Below are 22,919 nucleotides of genomic sequence, written 5' to 3'. Positions count from 1 at the left end.
CTCCGACGGGGTTCCGCTGTCCGGCGGGCCCGGTCAGGGGCGTCGCGCCCGTCCCGCCCGGTCTCATCGGTGACCGTCACGCGCCTTCTCCGCGCGCGGCCGCCACGGCCAGCGCGGCGATGCGCGGCACGAGGGCCGGAGTCGGCGGCTGGGCCAGCAGGAACACCCAGGCGAAGGCGGTCCCGAGCACTGCGGCGTGAACCAGGGCGGGGTCTGCCCGCGCGGCCAGTTCGCCCCGCACGAAGGCCCGTTCGAGCAGGTCCGCCACCTGCACCCGCTCGCCGGCGATGAAGGTTTCCTGGAAGCGCGCGGCGATGTCGGGCTGCTGCTTCAGGTCCGCGAGCAGGCCGGGGGTCGCGGCGGCGACCACCGGGTCGGAGAAGACCCCCAGAGTCAGCTGCACCAGGGCGGCGAGGTCTCCGGACAGCGACCCGGTGTCCGGCAGCGGCTGCGGTTCCAGCCCGTGCACGAGCGCGGAGAAGACCAGCTCGCCGCGCGAGGCGTGGCGGCGGTAGATGGCCGCTTTGCCGACGCGCGCTCTGGCGGCCACGGCGTCCACGGTCAGCGCGGCGTATCCCACGTCCCGCACCAACTCGCGCACCGCGTCACGGATCGCGTCGTCCACGCGGCTGTCCCGCGGCCGGCCGGGGGGTTGCTTCGAAGGCTCCACGGGGCCACTATACGGAACCATGAGTATCGGAACTAGGAGTACCGTAACCACACCCGGCGTCGGCGCGGCCACCGCCGGTGCGGCCCGCGCACGCACCCTGACCCTCTGGGCGGGGCGCAGCACCGTGTTCATCGGCCTCGGCCACATCGCCTTCCTCGCCGCCCAGACCCGGTCGAGCTGGGGCGACTGGCTCTCCGGCGCACTGCACGGCAGGGCCGCCATCGAGGATCCCGCCAACGCCGACGCGCTCCGCACGTTCTGGGCCCTGCCCGGCAGCTTCGCGGTACCGCTGATCCTGCTCGGCCTGCTGGTCGTCCGGATGGCCCGCACCGGCCAGGAGGTCCCGCGCTACCTGGGCTGGACCCTGGCGGCGTGGGTCCTCCTCTGCGGCTGGATCCTCGAACCCTCCGGCTTCCCCCTCGGCCTGGTCCCGACCGCACTGCTCCTCCTCGCGCACCGCGCGCGCCCGGAGGTCCGGCCCGATCCGAAAGACACGCCCTAGCGGCGCAGCCAGTCGCCGCCGGGGATGGGTGTGCCGGAGCGGGCGAGGTGGTGGGCCAGGGGCGGGGCGGCCAGGTAGACCCAGGCGCGGACCGGGGTGCCGTCGGGGCGCAGGGCCTCGCGGGCGGTGCGGTCGTAGATGTTGGCGGGGTGTCCGGGGCCCGCGTACTCCTCCAGCAGGTCGAGCGCCACGAGGAGTTCCCCGTAGGCCCCGGCGGCCGGGGTGATCAGTTCTCCGGCTATCGCGGAGCCGGGGCGGTCCACGGCGTACGGGTATCCGGGGCCCTCGTACAGGGCCGCGTCCGGGAGGCGGGCAGGCTCCTCGGCGGCCGTTCGGCCGCGCAGGAACAGGTCGTGGTTGACCTCTCCGGGGCGCAGGGTCCCGTAGACGAAGAACGGGAGCTCCTCGCCCCGCGGAATCGTTCCCTCGCCCCGGCCTTCCGGCCGATCGGCCGATGTCATGCGGGCCTCCCTCGCTTCAGACTGAGCTGCTGACCGGTCTCCCACCGGCCGCGGTCCGGGCCCAAAGTCCCGACTTCGGCCACGGAAGCCCGCCTACGCACGGCTGTTACACGACCGCCCGGTCCCTGTGACCGACGCCGTCTACCGTCAGTCTGCCTCCCCGCACGCCGCCCTCCCCACCACCCGACGGTTCCGCCTTCCATGACTCGACCGACCCTCCGCAGCATCGCCGCGGCCGCCCTGCTCTGCACCGGCCTCGGCGGCTGCGGCGCACCCGGGGGCCTCGGGCCCGACGAGGTCGCGCCGCCCGTGTCCTCCCAGCCCCAGCCGAAGCCGCTCTGGCCCTCGTGGACCGAGTCCCCGAGCTCCGGCGGTACGGCGGTGGCCGGCCGGGTGCCGCCGCCGCGGCCGCTCGACGACGCCCCCGCGGTGGGGCCGGAGGGGATCGAGAAGGTCGACGTGATGACCGTGGTCCGTGCGGACAAGGCGATGAAGCGCTTCAGCGAGGGGAAGCAGATCCAGAGTCCGGGCAAGGCCGGGCTACGGCCGGCCCGTTACGCGGACCTGACGGGCGACGGACACCACGAGCTGATCGTCGCCGCCGACACCCAGACCGGGCGTTCGGTGCTGAGCGTCTACACCGCGGCCGACGGGAAGATCGTTCCGATCCTGTTCACCAGCGGCCGGCGGCTGAGCGCCGAGACCGTCGGAACCGATCTGCTGGTCCGCACCACCGACGAGGACGGATCCGCGCACGACATCCGCTACCACTGGGACGGCCAGCGGATGAGCGTGCTCAGCGACGAGCACAAGTTCGGCAACGCCATCTCCGCACCGAGCTCCGGCACGTGCCCGGCCCCGCTGCCGGCCGGCTCCGAAGCACCCGCACCCGCGAACCGGGGCGGCCGGTGAAGCGCTTCCTGCTCCGCGGCCGCCGCCTCCTGCACTCCCTCGGCCTGCGCTGGAAGATCGCCGTCCTGCTCGCCGCCGGCTGCTCCCTCGTCGCGCTCACCATCGGCGTCCTGATCCACGAGGCCCGCGCCGGCCAGGTGGCCGACGCGGCGCGCAAGAGCGCCCTCGCGCAGCTCGTCCGGGTGCGCCAGGTGTACGAGCTCACGGGCCAGCTCGACTTCGACAAGGTCGGGGAGGCCGACGCGCGCCTCGACTGCCCGAGCCTGCCGGAACCCCTGCGGCAGGCCGCCCTGGCCGGGCAGCGCACCACCTACCTCGACCTGCGCGGCCCCCACCCGGCGGTGTGGGCGGCCCGGCCGGTCGGCGGTGACCAAGTGCTCTCCGTACGCCAGTCGCTGGCGGAGGAGCAGTCGGAACTGTGGGAACTGGACCAGAAGTTGATGGCCTTCGGGGTGGCCGTCGTCACCCTCGCGGCGATCGGCGGGGCGGCGCTGGCCAGCCGGCTGAGCAAGGACCTGCGGTCCGCGGCCGAGACGGCCCGGCGCATCAGCACGGGCGAACTGGACGCACGGATAGGCCCGTCGGGCGTGCCGGGGACCCGGAACGAGGTGGCCGAACTGTCCGCGGCCGTCGACACGATGGCGGCGAGCCTGCAGCGGCGGCTGGTGGCGGAGCAGCGGTTCACGGCGGACGTGGCGCACGAGCTGCGGACCCCGCTGACCGGTCTGCACACCGCCGCCGAGCTGCTCCCTCCGGGGCGGCCCACGGAGCTGGTGCGCGACCGGGTCGCGGCCCTGCGCAGCCTGACGGAGGACCTCCTGGAGGTGGCCCGGCTGGACGGGGACCGGGAGGTGGCCCAGCTGGACGTCCACCTCCTGGGGCCGCTGGTGGAGGCCGTCACCCGGCGTTCGGGGGTGGAGGCGCAGGTCCTGGGCGCCGCCGACGGCACGGCCCGCGTCCGCACGGACGTCCGGAGGCTGGAGCGGATCCTGACGAACCTGTTGGTCAACGCCCGCAGGCACGGCGGGGACCCGATCACCGTGACGGTGACCGGGAACACGGTGACCGTACGGGACCGGGGCCCGGGCTTCCCGGAGACGCTGCTGCGGGACGGACCGCAGCGGTTCCTGACGGGCGCGACGGAACGCGGCCAGGGCACGGGCCTGGGCCTGACCATCGCCCTGGGCCAGGCACACGTCATCGGCGCCCGCATCACCCTCACGAACCCCGCCCCCACCGGGGCCGCAGCCACTCTCACCCTCCCCCCGGCCTGACCCTCCCCGGGGCCGAGCCCGACGCCGCCCGCACCCGCGAGGCCGCCGTCACCCGGACGGGGTGGGGCCCCGCAAATGCCCTCTCACCACACCCCACCTGCGAGAACACCCCGCCACCCCATCCCCCCGGCACCAATCTGACACTGCATCAGCAGGCGCCCGCCCAGCCGCCCGGGTTACCTCGGAGACACGACCCCGTGTCCACAGGAGACCCCCCATGCGCCGACGCACCGCCCACGTGCTCACCGCCACCGCGCTGACCGCCGTCGCGTTCGCCGGCCCGGTGGCCGGCGCGGTCGCCGCCGCGGACCTGGGCATGACGGGCTTCGGCATGACGGGCTTCGCGGCCGGGGACTTCGCCCCGCTGGAGATCTGGCCCAAGTCCGCAGCCCCCGGCACCACCGTCACAGTGAACACGAAGGCCTGCGGTCCCGGCAGCCACGCCGAGGGCGACGCCACCACCGTCGGGGGCGGCCGCTTCAAGCTGGCCCCGGGCACCCACAAGGAGGTGGTCGTGGGACAGTTCCAGGTCGCCCGCGGAGCCCACCCCGGCACCCACGCGATCGGCGCCACCTGCGCGAACGGCAAGTTCGCCACCGGCGACCTGATCGTCACCGAGCACGACCGGGCCCCCCAGGGCCACGTGCGCACCGGGGTGGGCGGTGGCACGACCACCACCACCGACCCCGCCAAGATCGCGGCGGGAGCGGCAGTGCTGGCCGCCACCGCCGTCGGCGGTACCTGGTTCCTGCGTCGCCGGGCGAGCGGCACGCGGAACTGACGGACGCCCACCGCGGCTCCGGCCGCGGTCCGACCGGTACCGTCCCCCGTCGCCCGCCCCGCGAGGTCCCCCCCGTTCGCGGGGCCGGGCGACGGCCAGTCACCACGTTCGCGTCAGACGTCACCAAGCCGAGGGGGCCGCATGGAGGCAGAGGCACGCCGCGCCCGCGCCCGCGCCGGTGGGCTCGTCGCGCTCGCCACCTGCATCGGCGTCTGGCTCATCGGCAGCGGCTCGGGCGAGCCCGTCCGGCCTCCGCTGCCCTCCCCCGGTGAGGCGCTGAGCGCCCAGGCCCGGTTCCCCGGGGCCATCGCCGCGCTCCCCGGCTCCCCTCCCACCCGGATCCGGATCCCGTCCATCCGGGTGGACGCCCCGCTCACCGGGCTCGGGCTGCAGGCCGACGGCAGTCTCGAAGTACCGCCTCCCGCCCGCCGGGAACTGGCGGGCTGGTACCGCGAGGGCACCACCCCGGGCGCCACCGGCACCGCCGTGGTCGCCGGGCACGTGGACAACGCCACCGGCCCCGCGGTCTTCTACCACCTCGGCGCGCTGCGCCGCGGCGCCCTGATCGAGATCGCCCGCGCCGACGGACGTACGGCCGTGTTCACCGTCCACGCGGTGGAGGTCTACGACGCCAAGGCCTTCCCCGACTCCCGCGTGTACGGGTCGTCGCCGCGCGCCGAGCTCCGCGTCATCACCTGCGGCGGGGGCTTCTCCCCGCGCACCGGCTACCAGGGCAACGTGGTCGTCTTCGCCCACCTGACGGGCACGTACTGAACGCGCACGGGTTACTTGGTGCGGACGACGGCCTGGTCGCCGTGGGGGCCGAACAGGTGCAGGATCTCCACCACCTCGCCTTCGGCGGGGCCGAACCAGTGGGGTTCGCCGGTGTCGAACTCCGCGACCTCGCCGGGGCGCAGGGTGAGGCTCCGTTCGCCGATGACGAGGTGGAGCTCGCCGGCGAGCACGTAGAGCCATTCGTAGCCGGCGTGGGTCACCAGTTTCGGCTCCCGGTACGCGAGCACCTGCTTGAAGACCTGGACCCGGCCGGGGTACGTCGTCAGGGGGACCAGGATGCTCCCGTCCCTGCGGAGGGGCTTGAGGTGGACGCGCGCGTCACCGGTGACCGGGGCCGCCACGAGCTGGTCGAGGGCGACGCGGTGGGTTCGCGCGAGCGGGATGAGCAGTTCGAGGGTCGGACGCCGTTTGCCCGACTCCAGGCGGGAGAGGGTGCTCACGGAGATCCCGGCGGCCCGGGAGAGGGCTTCCAGGGTGAGGCCGCGCTCGCGCCGCAGCGCCCGCAGGCGCGGGCCGATGGCGTCGAGGGTCCGCGTGAGTTCTGCGTCTTCGGCGTCTTCGGCGTCTTCGGCGTCTTCGGCGTGTTCCGCGCGATCGGCGTGTTCGGCGTGTTCGGCGTCCCTGTCCATGGGGTCATTTTGCGGTATCGGCAAATTTCCTGGGCCGCGGCAGCCGCCCGGTCCGAGCATGGGCCGACATCCGAAGCCGGCGGCCGACAGGCCGTCGCGGACCCGAGGCGGACCCATGACCACGACGATCCCGGCCGGAGCGGCCTCAGGGCCGGCCCTCGGTGCGCGCCGACGGTGGACGGTACTGGCCGTCTGCGCGCTGAGCATGTTCCTCATCGGAGTGGACACCACCATCGTCAACGTCGGCCTGCCCGCGATCGGCCGGGGCCTGGGGACGGACACCCGCGGTCTGGCATGGGTCGTGGACGCCTACACCCTGGTCCTCGCCAGCCTCCTCATCGCCTCCGGCGCCCTCGCGGACCGCTTCGGACGCCGCCGGGTGTTCCGGTGCGGGCTGGCCGTCTTCGGTCTCGCCTCCCTCGCCTGCGCCCTCGCTCCGTCGCTCGGCCTCCTCGTCGCGGCGCGCGCCGTCCAGGGGGTCGGGGCCTCGATGCTGAGCCCGGTGGCCCTGGCGATCGTCGTCAACGCGATGCCGGACGCGCGGGAGCGGGCCCGGGCCATCGGCATATGGGCCTCGGTCTTCGGGCTCAGCATGGCCGCGGGTCCGGTCATCGGCGGGTCCCTCATCGCGGCGTTCGGCTGGCGGTCGGTGTTCTGGATCAACGCCCCGGTGGTCGTCGGCGCGCTGGTCCTGGTGGCGGTGTTCGTGCCGGAGTCCCGCGGACAGCGGGCCCGGCGGCTCGACCTGCCCGGCCAACTGCTCCTGACGACGGCCCTGTGCGTCTCGGTCGGCGTCCTGATCGAAGGCCCCCGCATCGGCTGGGCCTCCCCCGCCGCCCTGGCCTGCTACGCCGTCGCCGCGGCGGCCACGACCGCATTCGCCCGGGTCGAGGTCCGCAGGACCGAGCCCCTGATCGACCTCCGGCTGTTCCGGCGGCCGCCCTTCGCCTCGGCGGTACTGGGCGCGGTCGCGGTGTTCGCCGCGCTGAGCGTGAGCCTGCTGCTCACCACCTTGTACCTGCAGGACGCCCGCGGCTGGACCCCGCTCGCGGCCGGTGCCGCGACCCTGCCCCTGGCGCTCGGGGCCACCGTGTGCGCGCCCTGGTCGGGAAGCCTGACGGGGCGCCTCGGGCCGCGGCGACCGCTCCTCCTCGCGGGCGGGTTCACCGCGGCGGGCGGGCTCTGCATGGTGGGCCCGGGCCCGGACACGAGCGTGCCGCTGCTCCTGTCGGCCTACCTGCTCATCGGCATCGGGTTCGGCTTCGCCAACGCCCCGCTGACCCACACCGCGGTCGGCGGACTCCCGCCGTCCCGCGCCGGCGTGGCCGGGGCCGTCACCTCCACCGCGCGCCAGGTCGGATCGGCGGTGGGCATCGCCGTCGCGGGGGCCCTGGCAGCGGGCGTCGCTCCGGACGGCCTCGCCCGGGCCTCCCGGCCGGGCTGGCTGCTCGTGACGGCCTGCGGACTGTTCCTCTTCGCGGTGGCGCGGGCCTCCACGAAGGAGCCGGGGCTACGCCCGCCTCGATCTGCGGACACCCCCTAGTACGCCGGCGCGTACCAGCGGCGGTGGACGTACGGCTCGACGCACAGGACCGCGGCGCCCGCCACGGATCCCACCAGGAGCGAGGTCCAGCCGCCCCCTGCGACGAGCGCACCGGCGCAGGCGGCGGCCACGACCAGGGGGCGGGCCAGGGTCAGCGGGCCGAGCCCGACGACCACGGCGAGGGTGCTGGCCCGGAACGGCAGCGCGAGGTAGGCGGCGAGGGAGAACACGACGGCGAGGGCATAGGCCCCGAGCGGGACGAGGAAGCCGACCCCGCCGTCGGCCAGGGCCCCGTAGGCCCGGTCCGGGTCCTCGGCGAGCAGCAGGACGGCGCCGGCCGTGAGGGCGGGGGCGAGCAGCAGGACGGCGCCGACCGACAGCCCGCGCAGGGCCGCACGGACGACGGCACGGTGCTTGCGGATCCGGGCGTCCCGGCCGGCGTAAGCGCGGAAGCCGCTGAACGCCGCGTCGACGAGGCCGAGGGCGGCGAGTGCCCAGGCCGGGTTCATCGCGCGGCCCCGGTCCCGGCGGTGGCGGACCAGGCCGCGGGGTCGTGCCCGGGCGGTCCGCCGCGGGTCAGCTGCTCCGCGCCCACGAGCCGGCGGGAGGCGCGGCCCATGGCCTGGCGCAGCGGGTCCTCCAGGTAGGGCCGGATGCCCAAGACCGGGCGCAGGGTGGTGCAGAAGGGGTTCGACAGACCGCGGGGTTCGTAGAGCAGCGGCCGGATGCCCGGTACGGTCGCCGCGCGCAGCAGGGTTTCGTCCGAGTGGGCGCGCCGGGCGGAGGCGACCCCGTCGTGGCGGCCGAGCGGATGGCGCATGCGGGCACGGTGGAACATCCAGGCACCCACCGGTGCCAGCCGGGTGGCGGCGATGTCGAAGTGGCAGAAGGCGAGTGCCTGGGAGTCGGCCTGGGCCTCGAAGAACTCCGCGAGCGCGGGGCCGCGGAAGTGGTGCAGCACCCCGGTGGAGACGTAGACGGTGGCGACCTCCGGCAGGTCGAAGGCGTTGCCGTGGACGAACCGGCAGTCGAGCCCCTCGGCGCGGGCCAGCCGGTCGGCTTCGGCGACGAGCGCGGCGTCGAGGTCGACGCCGATCAGCTCGACGTTGGGGCCCAGGGCTCCGGTGGACGCCAGCCAGCGGACGAGGTAGCCGAGCCCGGATCCGATGTCGACCAGGCGGAACCGGCCGCGGCGGCCCGCGATCTCGCGGATGGCCTCGAACAGCGGATCCAGTACGTCCACCAGCCGTTCCCCGACGCGCAGCTCCTCGCTGAGCCGCTGCAGCTCGGTGTGGACGCCGATCATCAGCCGGTCCACGGCGAGCGGGTCGAGCACGTCGTCCGGGCCGGCCGGCAGTCCGGCGACGATCCGGGCCGCGCGCGGATCCCCGGCCTCGTCGAGCCGACGGACCACATCACCCCGGCGCACCGGCAGCCGCGCCCCGCTGAGCGGATCGGTGACGGTGATCAGGTCGGATATCTCAAGGTGGGGCACGCTCGCAACTTTATCCCCCGCGGGCCGGTCCACCGCAGGTCAGCCCCATTGTTCGAGGCCCAGCTTGACCACCAGGGCTCCGACGACCGTCAGGAGGACGCCGCGGACGAAGCCGCTGCCCTTCCGGAGCGCCATCCGGGCGCCGATCATGGCACCGGCCAGGTTGAACACGGCCATCAGCGCGGCCAGTTGCCACAGCACCATGCCCTGGTAGGCGAACATGGCGAGCGCTCCGGCGTTGGTGCACACGTTGACGATCTTCGCCGTGGCGGAGGCCGTGACCAGGTCGAGGTGGAGGAGGGCCGTCAGCGCGAGGACCAGGAAGGTGCCGGTGCCGGGGCCGATGAGCCCGTCGTAGAAGCCGATGCCGAGGCCGGCCAGCGCGATGGTGAGCAGGACGCGCCGGCGGCCGACCGGGGCGGCTCCGGGAGCGACGCCGAAGGCGGGGCGGAAGAGGACGAACGCAGCGACGACCACCAGGACCGCCATGATCAGCGGGCGCAGCGCGTCCTTACTGATGCCGCCGGCCAGGGCCGCCCCGCCCATCGAACCGGCGAGCGCGGCCAGACCGATGCGGACGGCGAGCTTCACGTCCACCGGGGTCTTGCGCAGGTACGACACGGCCGCGCCCGAGGTCCCGACGATGGCCACGGCCTTGTTGGTGCCGAGGACGGTGGCGGGGTGGGCGTTCGGCAGGCCGAGGAGCAGGGCGGGCAGGAGCAGCAGCCCGCCGCCGCCCACGACGGCGTCGATCCAGCCGGCCGCGGCCGCGGCCACGCACAGCACGATGATCATGTTTGTCGATATGTCAGGCACGGCCCGACCCTATGGAGCAGATGGCTGCACCGGCCATCAATCCCCGGAAACTTGCGCAAAGGTTGAGCTTCGCCCGGCCGGGGCCCGGTCCGGGGCCACAGGAGCCGACGGATCCACGGTCACCGTCAGCACGCTCGCGGCCAGCACACTGGCCAGCCCGAGCCCGGCCGCGAGCCGCCTGGCCGGCGGTACGGAACCCAGCGCGACCAGCACCGCACGCGCCGGCGAGCTACGGGGCCTGCGGTGCCGCGCCGCAGCCAACCCCAGCCCCTCCGGCGTTTGAGGAGCGGGGTCCGGGGCGGAGCCCCGGGGAACGGGCGAAGGGCGGGTAGGGGACACGCCCCGCGCAGCGGCAAGGGACACGGGCAGGGTGACGTGCAACGGGTGACGCACGGGGCGGCGACCTCTCGGGTGCAGGGGCGGGGACGGGGACGGAATCGGGCGCGGGCTCAGAGTCCGAAGCACTCCGCGTGGATCCGCCCCACCGGCACCCCGACCCGCACCAGCGCGGCCATCGTGGCGTCCGCCATCCCCCGCGGCCCGCACAGGTACACGTCGTGCTCGGCCAGCCCCGGCACCAGCGCGGCCAGCGCCTGCGGAGCCAGCGGGTCGAAGGCGGCGCCCGACGGCCCGAGCAGGTAGTGCAGTCCGGCCTGCCGTTCGGCGGCGATGGCCTCCAGCTCGGAGCGCAGGACGAGGTGCTCCTCGGCTCCCGCCCGGTAGAGCAGGGTGATGTCCCCCGGCCCGCCGGGCAGGGTCTCGAACAGGGCCCGCATCGGGGTGATCCCGACCCCGCCGGCGATCAGCAGCACCTTGGTCCGGGTCCGCCGGGCCGCGGTGAGCGCCCCGAAGGGCCCGGTGGCGAGGACCCGGGTGCCGGGACGCAGCCGGCGGATCCGGCGGGAGTGGCCGCCGAGGGCCTTCACGGTGATGCGCAGGGTGTTCCCGCGGACCGGCGCCGACAGCGAGAACGGCAGCGCGGTGTGCCACAGCCTGCGTTGGAGGAACCGCCAGCGCAGGAACTGCCCCGGCTCCGCGCGCAGCTCCGCGAGGTGTTCCCCGTAGACGAGGACGGAGACCACCCCGGGCCCCTCCACGCGGACCTCGGCGACGCGCAGCGCGTGCCGCAGGGCCTGGCGTACGGGGACCACGGCCCGGTACCAGAGCAGCAGGACGGCGACCACCGCGTGGGCGAGGGCCCAGAACCAGGCGACGAGGGCCAGGTCGGGCCCGGCGAGCTGGTGCCCGAAGGCGAGGGCGGCGGCGAGGTATACGAGGAGGTGGACCCCCCGCCAGGTTTCGTGGCTGACCCGGCTGCGTACGGAGCGGGCGGAGGTGATGCCGACGGCGACCAGGAGGACGGTCCCGATCGCCGCGGCGGCCAGAGCCGGGTAGCCGAGCAGCTCCCGGACGGCGGAGAGCACGTCGACCCCCTCGTGCACGGCGTAGCCGCAGAGCGCGAAGAGCGCGTGCCCGAAACAGAGCAGCAGGACGTGGCGGCCGCCCAGCGCGTGCCAGCGGGCGAGCCGGGCCGCGCCCACCCCGTGCTCGACGGCGGGGACCCGGGCCATGAGGAAGAGCAGGACGAGCACCCCGTACCCGGCGAGCAGGCCGGACAGGTGCGCGGCGGTCGCGAACAGCGCGTCGAGCCGGGCCGAGGGCCGCACCTGGGCGGCCCACAGCAGGGCGACGGTCCCCGCCCCGCCGAGCATCCCGCCCTTGACCCGAACCGCCATGTCTCGCTCTCGCATGCGGCCACGCTACGGGCGCTCGGGCGGCCCTCCCGACCTCCCGGTGATCCTTAAGGCGGCCTTGAGGAACGCCTCACGAGCCCTTAACCCGCACGCTGAGGTCGGCGTTCCGTCGGGGAAACAACGGCGATGCCGTGGGGAAACAGCGACCGCGCACTCTCGTGTCATGACCTCGGAACAGCAACGCGTGGTGGTGATCGGCGGCGGCCTCGCGGGCCTGCGGCTCGCCGCCCGGCTGGGCGGGGACGTGCGCGTCCTCGGCGAGGAGGAGCACGTCCCCTACAACCGGGTCCTCCTCGCGGAGGTCCTGGCCGGCCGGTACGCGCCGGAGGTGACGGCCCTCCCGGCCCCCGGCCCGGCGCTGCGCCGGGGCGTGCGGGCGGTACGGATCGACCGGGCGGAGCAGGTGGTGCACTGCGACGACGGAACGGTCGAGCGGTACGGCACCCTCGTCCTGGCCACGGGGTCGAACCCGGTCCTCCCTCCCCTCCGCGGCCTGTTCGAACCCGAAGGCCGGGAACTCCCCGCCGGGGTGCACGCGTTCCGCACCATGGACGACTGCCTGGCCCTGTCGGCGGCCGTACGTCCCGGCGTGCGCGCGGTGGTGATCGGCGGCGGCCTCCTCGGCGTCTCGGCGGCCCGCGCCCTGGCCGAGCGGGGCGCGCAGGTGGTCCTCGCCCAACAGGGCGAGCGCCTGATGGAACGCCAACTGGACGCGGAAGCCTCGGAGCTCCTCCACGCACACCTCACCGGCATGGGCGTGGAGATCCACACGGAGTGCCGCGTCCGCGGCCTGTCGACGACGCCCTCAGACCCGGGGGCGTCCCTGCGGGCAACCCCGCCGCACCCTGCGGGCGGCACCAGCCAGAATCCAGCCCCTCCGGCGTTTGAGGAGAGGGTCCGGGCAGAGCCCGGAACGCCCCGCAGGGTCCCTGCCCCCACCCAAGGCCCCCGCCGGGTCACCGGAGTAGAACTCGCCGACGGCTACCGCCTGGACGCCGACCTCGTCGTACTCGCCTGCGGAGTACGACCCCGCACCGGCCTCGCCCTGGCCGCCGGCCTCGACGTCCGTACGGGCATCCTCGTCGACGACGAGCTGCGCACCAGCGACCCCCGCATCCACGCCGTCGGCGACTGCGCCGAGCACGCGGGCCGGGTGTACGGCCTGGCCGGCCCCGCCCTCGAACAGGCCGACGCCCTCGCCGGAGTCCTGCTCGGCACCGGCAAGGGACTTGACCAAGATCCCGCCTACAACGGGACCCGCGCCCTGACCCGCCTCACCCTCACCGCCGGCGGTGACCGGCCCCTCGACCTCGCCGCCTTCGGCGAGACCACCGCGCGCCCCGGCGACGACGTGGTCCGGCTCACCGACGCCACCCGCCGCACCTACCGCAAGGTCGTCATCCGCGGCGACCGCCTCGTCGGCGGGGTCCTGCTCGGCGAACTCTCCAGCGTGGGCGCCCTCGCCCGCAGCTGGGAGGACGGCGCCCCCCTCACCGACCAGCACGGTCTCACCGACCTGCACCACCTGCTCACCGACGACGGAGGCTCCTGATCATGGCCGCAGCCACGCCCCACCCCGCCCCGGCCACCGCCCAGGCCACCGCCACCACCCCCGGAACCCGGCCCGCCCTCGTGCTCATCGGCCACGGCATGGTCGGCCAGCGCTACCTGGAGGCGCTCGCCGAACTCGGCGCCACCGCCACGCACACGATCACCGTGCTCTGCGAGGAGCCGCGGCCCGCCTACGACCGCGTGCACCTGACCTCGTACTTCTCCGGCAGCACCCCCGAGGACCTCTCCCTCACCCCCGCCTCCTTCATGGAGGAGCACGGGATCGCGCTGCACCTCGACGACCCCGCCGAGAGCATCGACCGCGACGCCCGCACCGTCACGTCCCGCTCGGGGCAGGTGTTCCCGTACGACGTGCTCGTCCTCGCGACCGGCAGCTACCCCTTCGTGCCGCCGGTCCCCGGCAAGGACGCCCCGGGCTGTTTCGTCTACCGCACCATCGAGGACCTCCTCGCGATCGAGGAGTACGCCAAGACCCGGACCACCGGCGCCGTGGTCGGCGGCGGTCTGCTCGGGCTGGAGGCCGCCGGCGCGCTCAAGGGACTCGGACTCGCCACCCGCGTCGTGGAGTTCGCCCCCCGGCTGATGCCCGTCCAGGTCGACGAGGGCGGCGGCGCGGCTCTGCTGCGCACCATCGAGAACATGGGGCTCACCGTCCACACGGGCGTCGGCACCCAGGAGGTCCTCACCGGCGAGGACGGCTCGGTCAGCGGCATGAAGCTGTCCGACGGCTCCAGCGTCGACACCGACCTGGTCGTCTTCTCCGCCGGTGTCCGCCCCCGCGACCAGCTCGCCCGCGAGAGCGGCCTGACCGTCGGCGAACGCGGCGGCATCTCCGTCGACTCCCGCTGCCGCACCTCCGACCCCCACGTCTACGCCATCGGCGAGTGCGCGCTCGCCTCCGACGGCCGCGTCTACGGCCTGGTCGCCCCCGGCTACGAGATGGCGGAGACGGCCGCGGCCGATCTGCTGGGCCGCGAGAAGGAGTTCACCGGCGCCGACCTCTCCACCAAGCTCAAGCTCCTCGGCGTGGACGTGGCCTCCTTCGGCGACGCCCACGGCGCCACCGCCGGCTGCCTCGACGTCGTCTACTCCGACTCCCGCTCCGGCGTCTACAAGAAGGTGGTCGTCTCCGCCGAAGGCGTCCTGCTCGGCGGCGTCCTGGTCGGCGACGCCGATTCCTACGGCCTGCTGCGCCCGCTCACCGGCTCCGTACCGCCCGTCACCCCCGAGCAGCTGGTGCTGCCCGCCGGCGCCGGCGCACCCGTCTCCCTCGGCCCGGCCTCGCTCCCGGACGGCGCGGTGATCTGCTCCTGCCACAACGTCACCAAGAAGGCGATCACCGCCCACACCACGGTGCCCGAGGTCAAGAAGTGCACCAAGGCGGGCACCGGCTGCGGGAGCTGCCTCAAGGTGATCGGCCAGCTGATGCCGCCGGCCGCCGACAAGGGGCTCTGCGACTGCTTCTCCTTCACCCGCGCCGAGCTCTACGAGATCGTCCGCACCCTGCGCGTGACCTCGTACGAGAAGCTCCTCGACAGCCACGGCCGCGAGGAGGCGCGCGGCGGCGAGGGCTGCGAGGTCTGCAAGCCCACCGTCGGTTCGATCATCGCCTCGCTGGCCCCCACCCTCGGTGCGAGCGGCTACGTCCTGGACGGGGAGCAGGCCGCCCTCCAGGACACCAACGACCACTTCCTCGCCAACATGCAGCGCAACGGCTCGTACTCGGTCGTCCCGCGCATCCCCGGCGGCGAGATCACCCCCGACAAGCTCATCGTGATCGGCGAGGTGGCCCGCGACTTCGGCCTCTACACGAAGATCACCGGTGGGCAGCGCATCGACCTCTTCGGCGCCGCCATCGACCAGCTCCCCCTCATCTGGGCCCGACTCGTCGAAGCCGGCTTCGAGTCCGGGCACGCGTACGGCAAGGCCCTGCGGACCGTGAAGTCCTGCGTGGGCCAGACCTGGTGCCGCTACGGGGTCCAGGACTCGGTACGGATGGCCATCGACCTGGAGCTGCGCTACCGGGGCCTGCGCGCCCCGCACAAGCTCAAGTCGGCGGTCTCCGGCTGCGCCCGCGAGTGCGCGGAGGCGCAGAGCAAGGACTTCGGGATCATCGCGACGGCGAGCGGCTGGAACCTCTACGTCGGCGGCAACGGCGGGGCCACCCCGCGCCACGCCGACCTGCTGGCGCAGGACCTGTCCGACGCCGAACTGGTCCGGCTCATCGACCGGTTCCTGATGTTCTACATCCGCACCGCCGACCGGCTGGAGCGGACCTCCACCTGGCTGGACCGGCTGGAGGGCGGCCTCGACCACCTGCGGGACGTCATCGTGCACGACTCGCTCGGGCTGTGCGCGGAGCTGGAGTCCCTGATGGCCGACCACGTGGCGCACTACCGCGACGAATGGGCCGAGACCCTGGACGACCCGGAGCGGCTGCGCCGGTTCGTGTCCTTCGTCAACGCCCCCGGCGCACCCGACCCGAGCGTGAAGTTCGTCCCCGAGCGCGGCCAGGTCAAGCCCGACCTGACCGTTCTGACCCTGGAGCCCCTGGGAGGCACCCGATGACCGTGGAACTGCAGGTGGCGGAGGGATGGCTCACCGTGTGCGAGCTGTCGGCGCTGATCCCCGGGCGCGGGGTGGCGGCGCTGCTGCCCGACGGGAGCCAGGCCGCCGTGTTCGTCGACCGCGCGGGACGCCCGTACGCCATCGGGAACCGGGATCCCTTCACCGGGGCGCAGGTGCTCTCGCGCGGGCTGGTCGGCTCGGCCGCGGGACGGCTCTTCGTGGCCTCGCCCCTGCTCAAGCAGCGCTTCGACCTGGAGTCGGGGCACTGCCTGGACGACGAGGAGGTGGCGGTCCGTACGTACCCGGTGCGGACCGCCGCGACCTCCGGCTGATCCGCTGATCAGCCCTGGACCATCGCCGGGTCCATCCACATGATCTCCCAGGTGTGCCCGTCGAGGTCCTCGAAGGCACGGCCGTACATCGTGCCGTAGTCCTGGGCGGCGCGGGGCTCCGTGGCGCCGGCGGCGAGGGCCGTGTCCACGGTCTCGTCCACCTTGGCGCGGCTCTCGGCGCTCAGACACAGCAGCACCGAGGTGCTGGTGGCCGTGTCGGCGATGGCCTTGTGGGTGAACTCCTTGAAGCGCGCCTCGGACAGGAACATCGCGACGATCGAGTCGGTGATCGGCATCGAGGCGGTCGTCTCGTCGGTGAACTGCGCGTTGAAGGAGTAGCCCAGCTTGCTCCAGAAGGCCTTGGTGGCCTCGAGGTCCTTGACCGGCAGGTTGACGAAGATCATGGTGGAGGACATCGGGGTCTCTCTTCTCTCGGTGCTTTCGGAGTGCTTCCGCGTTGCTTTCGAGAGGTAGACCGCCGGACCCCGGGGAACTCATCGCTCCCGGCGAAGTTTTTTCGACATTTCTTCGACGCGCTACGAACCTGCAGGTCAGACCGTCATCGAGCGCAGCTCAAGGGCCGCCAGCGGTACGAAGCCCACCGTGCCCTCACCGCGCAGCAGCTCCGGGTCGGCGCCGGCCAGCCGCTTGTGCAGGGTCAGCGCGATCCGCTCGCCCTGGGCCTTGGCCCGCTCCGCGTTCGGCCCCCGGTGCAGTCCGTCGATCGTGGCCCGCCACAGCTGCACCCAGCGGCCGAAGTCCTCGGCTGTCATCTCGCGGGCCGACTGGAGGGCCGCGTGCGGGGCGAAGGCGTTGCGCCGGTAGTCGGCGCTGCGGAAGAGGGCCCGCTCCCAGAAGTCGGTGATCCGGGGCAGGTGCACGTCGAGGTCGGTGCCGGCGATCTCCGTGAAGAAGGGCCCGATCCGCGGATCGGCGAAGGCCGCCGTGTAGAAGCGGCGCAGCACGACGTCGAGGTCGGCGCGGCCGGTGATGTCGAAGACGGGTGCCTGAGGGCTCATGGGTCCACCATCCTCCCGCACCGGGGCCCTCCCCAGGGCAGAAAGTCCCGCAATACGTCGTCCCGGGCGTCTCGATATCCCGAAAATCCCTCCAGACGGATTGACCCCGAGCCGGTCGCTCCCTCTTCATATGGAATTGACGTCAAGTCAACTCAACACTTCTAAGTTCCTCGACGCGTGTGCGACTCCGTGTCCGACCGGGCGCGGAGCCTCCTCCTCCCACAGGAGTGACCGTGGAACGTCGTACCTTCCTTCGCGGGGCCGTCATCGGCTCCTCGGCCGCCGCCTTCGGCGGCACCTTGATGCACGGCGCGGCCTACGCGGCTCCCGCCCAGCCCGGCGCCGGCCCCTACGGGTCGCTCGGCTCGGCCGACGCGAACGGCATCATGCTGCCGGCCGGCTTCACCAGCCGGGTGATCGCCCGTTCCGGCCAGAACGTCGGCTCCACCACTTACAAGTGGCACAGCGCCCCCGACGGCGGTGCCTGTTTCGCCGACGGCACGGGCTGGATCTACGTGTCCAACTCGGAGATCTCCTCCACCGGCGGCGCCAGCGCCGTGAAGTTCAACTCCTCGGGCTCGATCACCTCCGCCTACCGGATCCTGTCGAACACCAACCGGAACTGCGCGGGCGGCGCGACCCCCTGGAACACCTGGCTGTCCGCCGAGGAGGTCAGCCTCGGCTACGTCTACGAGACCGACCCGTGGGGCGTGAACGCCGCCGTCCGCCGCTCCGCGATGGGCCGCTTCAACCACGAGGCCGCCGCCGCCGACCCGGTCCGCAAGGTCATCTACCTCACCGAGGACGACTCCAGCGGCTGCTTCTACCGGTTCGTCCCCACCACCTGGGGCAACCTCTCCACCGGCACCCTCCAGGTCCTCAAGGCCGGCACGGCCACCTCGGGTTCCTTCACCTGGGCCAACGTGCCGGACCCGGACGGCTCCCCGACGGTGACCCGCAGCCAGGTCTCGGGCGCGAAGAAGTTCAACGGCGGCGAGGGCTGCCACTACGCCAACGACACCGTGTGGTTCACCACCAAGGGCGACAACCGCGTCTGGCAGCTCAACGTCGCCACGAACACCTACGAGCTGGCCTACGACGACTCCCTCGTCCCCAGCGGCACGGCCCCGCTGACGGGCGTGGACAACGTCACCGGCTCCTCCTTCGGCGACCTGTACATCGCCGAGGACGGCGGCAACATGGAGATCTGCGTGATCACCCCGGACGACGTGGTGGCCCCCTTCCTGCGGATCACCGGCCAGTCCTCCTCGGAGATCACCGGCCCGGCCTTCTCCCCCGCCGGAAACCGCCTCTACTTCAGCAGCCAGCGCGGCACGAGCGGCAGCTCGTCGGGCGGCATCACGTACGAGGTGACGGGCCCCTTCCGCACCTGACCGCAGCCCCGGCGGGGCCACGTCCGGCCCGCGCCGCACCGCACCGCACCGCACCGCACCGGCGACCGCACCCCGACGGGTCACGAACCCGTCGGGGTGCGGCCCGTCACGACACCACGGCCCCACCCTTGAGCAGCGCGGCTCCCAGCGGCGTCACCGTGTGCAGCACGGCGTTGCCCCGCCGCAGCGTGGTGACCAGTCCGGCCTCCCGCATCACCCCCGCGTGCTGGCTCGCGGAGGCCAGCGAGACCCCGGCCCTGCGCGCCAGCTCGCTCGTGGTGGCCCCGTCGCCGATCGCCTGGAGCACCACCGACCGGGTGTGCCCGACGAGCTTGCCCAGGGTGTGCTGGCGGTGCCGGCGCCGCTCCTCCGCGGGCCGGGCCGCCTCGCCGCCGGCCTGCGCCGAGGAGGACTCGGCCGCCGCCGGATACACCAGCACGGGCGCCAGCTCCGGATCGTGCAGGGTCACCGCCGTGCGCCGGCAGAAGAAGGAGGGCTGGAGCAGCAGCCCGCGCCCCCGTAGCCGTACGTCCCTGTCCACGGGGTAATCACACTCCAGCACCGGAGCCCGCCACCGCAGCATCGGCGGCAGCGAGGCCAGCAGCTCGTCCGCGCCCCCGTCGAGCAGCGCCCGCCCCCGTGCGGCCCGCTCGGCCTCGATCTGCGCCTGGATGTGGCTCCAGTACGGCTCCACGGCCGCCCGGTGGTACCCGCGCAGCTCCCCCAGCAGCCGGGGCAGGTGCGCGGTGTCGCCCTCCATGAAGTCCCGCAGCCGCCTGGGGACCAGGGCCTCCGGGCCTCGGTACGCGCTCCCGCCGGCCGCCCCCGGCATCCCGAAGGCCGCGGCCATGCCGGAGCCCGCTTCCACGCCCCGGCCGAGCAGGACGAGCTCGCGGCGCAGCCGCTCGGGGCGGATCCCGCGGAGGGCGTCGAGGCCCACGTCCCACCCGTACTGCCCCTCCGTGGGGGTCAGGAAATCGGGGAAATACCCGCGGCTCGGTATCAGCGCACCGAGAAGTCGTGTTTCACCATTCAACCTGGTGCGTGTTTCCGCACGCCAATCGCCGAAGAGGCGGGTATCCCGCCGGTCTCGTAAACGGTGAAAACTCAGAATCGTTTCCCACAACGCATCCGGACGCCCTGCCATCCTTACGCGCGCGAGGTCCACTCCAGTGAAATGGATACGCAGCACCCGAACCCCCACCTGTGCAACCGCAATCCCCCCGCCCCTCGAGTATGCACGCCGTCACACGTGGTCACCATGGCCTTTCAGCCACAGTTGAAACCCCTTTCGGCGAAGGCGTGACAACCGAAATCCTGTACTCCGCCGGGCACACTCCGGCGCGACCGAAACGCTCCGCGAAGGCCGTGGGGGGCTTTGCGGGGCCTGGCGGTCGGTCGCACCGGGAAGCGCCGACGTGTCCGGCGGATTGGCGACAGGCGGTGGACGGGTGGGGATCCGTCCACCGCCTGTTGCCGTTAAGGCATCTGGAACAACATTGAACCAATACTGAGCCCCGGGAACGCCGGGGAACGCCGCCGGGGAACGCCCTCGAACGCCGGGGAAATAGACGCGCCTGCCACCGGACGTCAGGGAACCCGGGGGCAGGCGCGGTCATTGGGGCCCCTGCAGCGGGGCCGTGGAGGGGTCAGCGGCTGTCGCTGCCCTTCGCCTCGGCGGCGGCGCGGCCGGCCTCCAGGCGCGCGACCGGGATCCGGAACGGCGAGCAGGAGACGTAGTCCAGACCGACCTCGTGGAAGAAGTGGACGGACTCGGGGTCGCCGCCGTGCTCTCCGCAGACGCCGAGCTTGAGGTCGGGGCGGGTGGCCCGGCCGGCCTCGACGGCGCTGCGGACCAGCGTGCCGACGCCGTCCCGGTCGATGGTCTCGAAGGGCGAGACCCCGAAGATGCCCTTCTCCAGGTAGGCGGTGAAGAAGCTGGCCTCGACGTCGTCGCGGGAGAAGCCCCACACGGTCTGGGTCAGGTCGTTCGTGCCGAAGGAGAAGAACTGCGCGGCCTCGGCGATCTGGCCGGCCGTGAGGGCGGCGCGGGGCAGCTCGATCATGGTGCCGATGGTCAGCTTGAGGTCGGTGCCGGTGGCGGCCTCGACCTCGGCGATGACCGCGTCGGCCTCCTCGCGGACGATCTCCAGCTCCTGGACGGTGCCCACGAGCGGGACCATGATCTCGGCGCGCGGGTCGCCCTTGGCGTTCTTGCGCTCGGCCGCGGCCTCGGCGATCGCCCGGACCTGCATCTTGAACAGGCCGGGGATGACCAGACCGAGGCGGACTCCGCGCAGACCCAGCATCGGGTTCTGCTCGTGCAGCTTGTGCACGGCCTGGAGCAGGCGCAGGTCGTTCTCGTTGGCGTCCTTGCGGGACTCGGCGAGGGCGACGCGCACCGACAGCTCGGTGATGTCGGGCAGGAACTCGTGCAGCGGCGGGTCGAGCAGGCGGACGGTGACGGGCAGCCCGTCCATCGCCTCGAACAGCTCGACGAAGTCCTTCTTCTGCAGCGGCAGGAGGGCACTGAGTGCCTCCTCGCGCTCGTCGTCGGTGTCCGCGAGGATCAGTCGCTCCACCAGTTCGCGGCGCTCGCCGAGGAACATGTGCTCGGTGCGGCACAGGCCGATGCCCTGGGCGCCGAAGCGGCGGGCGCGCAGTGCGTCCTCGGCGTTGTCGGCGTTGGCGCGCACGCGCAGGCGGCGGACGCGGTCCGCGTAGGCCATGATCCGGTGCACGGCGGCGACGAGCTCGTCGGCGTCGTCGGCGCCGGCGTGCATGCGGCCCTCGAAGTACTCGACGACCGGGGACGGTACGACGGGTACCTCACCGAGGTAGACCTTGCCGGTGGAGCCGTCGATGGAGACGACGTCGCCCTCTTCGACGACCGTTCCGCCGACCGTCATGCGGCGGCGCTTGGTGTCGACCTCGAGGTCCTCGGCGCCGCAGACGCAGGTCTTGCCCATGCCGCGGGCGACGACGGCCGCGTGCGAGGTCTTGCCACCGCGCGAGGTCAGGATGCCCTCGGAGGCGATCATGCCGTCCAGGTCGTCGGGGTTGGTCTCGCGGCGGATCAGGATGACCTTCTCGCCGGAACGGGACCACTTGACGGCCGTGTAGGAGTCAAAGACGGCCTTGCCGACGGCCGCGCCCGGCGAAGCGGCGATGCCGCGGCCCAGCAGCGTGGTCTTGGCGCTCTCGTCGAAGCGCGGGAACATCAGCTGCGCGAGCTGGGCGCCGTTGACGCGCTGGAGGGCCTCGGCCTCGTCGATGAGGCCCTGGTCGACGAGCTGGGTGGCGATGCGGAAGGCGGCGCCGGCGGTGCGCTTGCCGACGCGGGTCTGGAGCATCCACAGCTGGCCGCGCTCGATGGTGAACTCGATGTCGCAGAGATCCTTGTAGTGGGTCTCCAGCGTCGTCATGATCGTCATGAGCTGGTCGTACGAGACCTTGTCGATGGTCTCCAGGTCCGCGAGCGGCACGGTGTTGCGGATGCCCGCGACCACGTCCTCGCCCTGGGCGTTCTGGAGGTAGTCGCCGTAGACGCCCGCGTGGCCGGTGGCCGGGTCGCGGGTGAAGGCGACGCCGGTGCCCGAGTCGGGGCCGAGGTTGCCGAAGACCATGGAGCAGATGTTGACCGCGGTGCCCAGGTCGCTCGGGATGCGCTCCTGGCGGCGGTAGAGCTTGGCGCGGTCGGTGTTCCACGAGTTGAAGACCGCTTCGACGGCGAGGTCGAGCTGCTCGCGGGCGTCCTGCGGGAACTCGCGGCCGGCCTGCTTGGCGACGATCTTCTTGAAGCGGGTGACCAGCTTCTTCAGGTCGGCGGCGTCGAGGTCGGTGTCGACGGTGACCTTCTTGGCGGCCTTGGCCTCGTCGAGGGCTTCCTCGAAGAGCTCGCCGTCCACGTCCAGGACGGTCTTGCCGAACATCTGGATCAGGCGGCGGTACGAGTCCCACGCGAAGCGCTCATTGCCGGCCTGGGTGGCGAGACCGGCGACGGACTCGTCCGAGAGGCCGATGTTGAGGACCGTGTCCATCATGCCCGGCATGGAGAACTTGGCGCCGGAACGCACGGAGACCAGCAGCGGGTCGTCCGACTGGCCGAGCTTCTTGCCCATCTTCGCCTCGAGGGCGGCGAGGTGCGCGCTGACCTCTTCGCGCAGCTCGGCCGGGGCCTCGCCGCTGTCGAGGTAGACCTTGCAGGCCTCGGTGGTGATGGTGAAGCCGGGAGGGACCGGCAGACCCAGGTTGGTCATCTCGGCGAGGTTGGCACCCTTGCCGCCGAGAAGGTCCTTGAGGTCGCGGTTGCCCTCCGTGAAGTCGTAGACGAACTTCTGATCTTTGTTTTCCGACACGGGTCTCGACTCCTCGAGGCTCGGTGGCTGCCCTGACGGCCAGG

Annotated in this window: 21 protein-coding genes; 10 read left to right on the top strand and 11 right to left on the bottom strand. The window is 73.1% G+C overall.

Annotation, left to right across the window (positions count from 1 at the left end; translation table 11 throughout):
* Window positions 1–76: 76 nt before the first annotated feature.
* Window positions 77–670, bottom strand: coding sequence for a TetR/AcrR family transcriptional regulator (locus ACE1OC_RS27670; RefSeq protein ID WP_407839285.1), 594 nt, complete (start codon window positions 668–670; stop codon window positions 77–79).
* 19 nt (window positions 671–689) lie between these two features.
* Between ACE1OC_RS27670 and ACE1OC_RS27665 the strand changes: the two genes are divergently transcribed.
* Window positions 690–1,172, top strand: coding sequence for a DUF6463 family protein (locus tag ACE1OC_RS27665; RefSeq protein ID WP_407839284.1), 483 nt, complete (start codon window positions 690–692; stop codon window positions 1,170–1,172).
* Here ACE1OC_RS27665 and ACE1OC_RS27660 read toward each other — a convergent pair.
* Entirely contained in the window at window positions 1,169–1,633 is a 465-nt protein-coding gene (locus tag ACE1OC_RS27660; RefSeq protein WP_407839283.1) for a gamma-glutamylcyclotransferase family protein, read from the bottom strand. The two genes, ACE1OC_RS27665 and ACE1OC_RS27660, sit on opposite strands and share 4 nt — an antisense overlap.
* Before the next feature lie 201 nt (window positions 1,634–1,834).
* On the opposite strand from ACE1OC_RS27660, the gene ACE1OC_RS27655 reads away from it, so the two are divergent.
* The 4 genes from ACE1OC_RS27655 (at window position 1,835) to ACE1OC_RS27640 (ending at window position 5,374) form a co-directional block, all read left to right on the top strand.
* Window positions 1,835–2,545 (top strand): hypothetical protein, encoded by a 711-nt coding sequence (locus tag ACE1OC_RS27655; RefSeq protein ID WP_407839282.1) that lies wholly within the window; start codon window positions 1,835–1,837, stop codon window positions 2,543–2,545.
* Window positions 2,542–3,819, top strand: a complete 1,278-nt coding sequence (locus ACE1OC_RS27650; protein ID WP_407839281.1) for an ATP-binding protein — start codon at window positions 2,542–2,544, stop codon at window positions 3,817–3,819. Before ACE1OC_RS27655 ends, ACE1OC_RS27650 begins: the two co-directional genes overlap by 4 nt.
* 217 nt (window positions 3,820–4,036) lie before the next feature.
* Entirely contained in the window at window positions 4,037–4,600 is a 564-nt protein-coding gene (locus tag ACE1OC_RS27645) for a hypothetical protein (protein ID WP_407839280.1), read from the top strand.
* 141 nt (window positions 4,601–4,741) lie between these two features.
* Entirely contained in the window at window positions 4,742–5,374 is a 633-nt protein-coding gene (locus ACE1OC_RS27640) for a class F sortase (RefSeq protein WP_407839279.1), read from the top strand.
* Between the two features lie 11 nt (window positions 5,375–5,385).
* On the opposite strand, the gene ACE1OC_RS27635 is transcribed toward ACE1OC_RS27640, so the two are convergent.
* A complete protein-coding gene (locus ACE1OC_RS27635) occupies window positions 5,386–6,024 on the bottom strand; it encodes a helix-turn-helix domain-containing protein (RefSeq protein WP_407839278.1) in 639 nt (212 codons plus the stop codon).
* A 115-nt stretch (window positions 6,025–6,139) separates the two neighbouring features.
* Between ACE1OC_RS27635 and ACE1OC_RS27630 the strand changes: the two genes are divergently transcribed.
* The gene (locus ACE1OC_RS27630; RefSeq protein ID WP_407839277.1) at window positions 6,140–7,567 is read left to right on the top strand and encodes an MFS transporter; all 1,428 of its coding nucleotides are present in this window, start codon (window positions 6,140–6,142) and stop codon (window positions 7,565–7,567) included.
* Here ACE1OC_RS27630 and ACE1OC_RS27625 read toward each other — a convergent pair.
* The 4 genes from ACE1OC_RS27625 to ACE1OC_RS27610 all read right to left on the bottom strand — a co-directional run bounded on the left by ACE1OC_RS27625 (window position 7,564) and on the right by ACE1OC_RS27610 (window position 11,629).
* Window positions 7,564–8,076, bottom strand: coding sequence for a hypothetical protein (locus ACE1OC_RS27625; protein WP_407839276.1), 513 nt, complete (start codon window positions 8,074–8,076; stop codon window positions 7,564–7,566). The genes ACE1OC_RS27630 and ACE1OC_RS27625 overlap by 4 nt on opposite strands.
* Window positions 8,073–9,062: a class I SAM-dependent methyltransferase gene (locus tag ACE1OC_RS27620; protein ID WP_407839275.1), complete on the bottom strand. Its 990-nt coding sequence runs from the start codon at window positions 9,060–9,062 to the stop codon at window positions 8,073–8,075. The genes ACE1OC_RS27625 and ACE1OC_RS27620 overlap by 4 nt, the downstream gene beginning before the upstream one ends.
* 39 nt (window positions 9,063–9,101) lie before the next feature.
* Entirely contained in the window at window positions 9,102–9,878 is a 777-nt protein-coding gene (locus tag ACE1OC_RS27615; RefSeq protein ID WP_407839274.1) for a sulfite exporter TauE/SafE family protein, read from the bottom strand.
* Window positions 9,879–10,327: 449 nt separating this feature from the next.
* Complete coding sequence (locus tag ACE1OC_RS27610) at window positions 10,328–11,629, bottom strand: ferric reductase-like transmembrane domain-containing protein (RefSeq protein ID WP_407839273.1); 1,302 nt, start codon at window positions 11,627–11,629, stop codon at window positions 10,328–10,330.
* 166 nt (window positions 11,630–11,795) lie between these two features.
* On the opposite strand from ACE1OC_RS27610, the gene ACE1OC_RS27605 reads away from it, so the two are divergent.
* From ACE1OC_RS27605 to nirD, 3 genes are read left to right on the top strand one after another with little or no spacing between them, the layout of a single operon-like run.
* On the top strand, window positions 11,796–13,184 hold the full coding sequence (locus ACE1OC_RS27605; protein ID WP_407839272.1) for an NAD(P)/FAD-dependent oxidoreductase: 1,389 nt from the start codon (window positions 11,796–11,798) through the stop codon (window positions 13,182–13,184).
* Window positions 13,185–13,186: 2 nt separating this feature from the next.
* Entirely contained in the window at window positions 13,187–15,772 is a 2,586-nt protein-coding gene (nirB, locus tag ACE1OC_RS27600; RefSeq protein WP_407839271.1) for a nitrite reductase large subunit NirB, read from the top strand.
* A complete protein-coding gene (nirD, locus tag ACE1OC_RS27595) occupies window positions 15,769–16,104 on the top strand; it encodes a nitrite reductase small subunit NirD (protein ID WP_243334654.1) in 336 nt (111 codons plus the stop codon). Before nirB ends, nirD begins: the two co-directional genes overlap by 4 nt.
* 8 nt (window positions 16,105–16,112) lie before the next feature.
* Here nirD and ACE1OC_RS27590 read toward each other — a convergent pair whose 3' ends face one another.
* Window positions 16,113–16,520 carry a VOC family protein gene (locus tag ACE1OC_RS27590; protein ID WP_407839270.1) on the bottom strand — a complete coding sequence of 136 codons (408 nt, stop codon included), beginning with the start codon at window positions 16,518–16,520 and terminating at the stop codon, window positions 16,113–16,115.
* Window positions 16,521–16,655: 135 nt separating this feature from the next.
* Window positions 16,656–17,123 carry a group III truncated hemoglobin gene (locus ACE1OC_RS27585; RefSeq protein ID WP_407839269.1) on the bottom strand — a complete coding sequence of 156 codons (468 nt, stop codon included), beginning with the start codon at window positions 17,121–17,123 and terminating at the stop codon, window positions 16,656–16,658.
* A gap of 233 nt (window positions 17,124–17,356) precedes the next feature.
* Here ACE1OC_RS27585 and ACE1OC_RS27580 point away from each other — a divergent pair, with 233 nt between their 5' ends.
* Window positions 17,357–18,517, top strand: a complete 1,161-nt coding sequence (locus tag ACE1OC_RS27580; RefSeq protein WP_407839268.1) for an alkaline phosphatase PhoX — start codon at window positions 17,357–17,359, stop codon at window positions 18,515–18,517.
* 106 nt (window positions 18,518–18,623) lie between these two features.
* On the opposite strand, the gene ACE1OC_RS27575 is transcribed toward ACE1OC_RS27580, so the two are convergent.
* Together ACE1OC_RS27575 and ppdK are read right to left on the bottom strand one after the other, a co-directional pair.
* Window positions 18,624–19,709 (bottom strand): ArsR/SmtB family transcription factor, encoded by a 1,086-nt coding sequence (locus tag ACE1OC_RS27575; RefSeq protein WP_407839267.1) that lies wholly within the window; start codon window positions 19,707–19,709, stop codon window positions 18,624–18,626.
* A 457-nt stretch (window positions 19,710–20,166) separates the two neighbouring features.
* Window positions 20,167–22,875 (bottom strand): pyruvate, phosphate dikinase, encoded by a 2,709-nt coding sequence (gene ppdK, locus ACE1OC_RS27570; RefSeq protein WP_407839266.1) that lies wholly within the window; start codon window positions 22,873–22,875, stop codon window positions 20,167–20,169.
* Between the last annotated feature and the right edge of the window lie 44 nt (window positions 22,876–22,919).

Origin of the sequence: Streptomyces stoeckheimensis (assembly GCF_045822005.1) — a bacterium.
Lineage (GTDB): Bacteria > Actinomycetota > Actinomycetes > Streptomycetales > Streptomycetaceae > Streptomyces > Streptomyces stoeckheimensis.
This window is presented reverse-complemented; position numbering and strand designations above follow the sequence as displayed.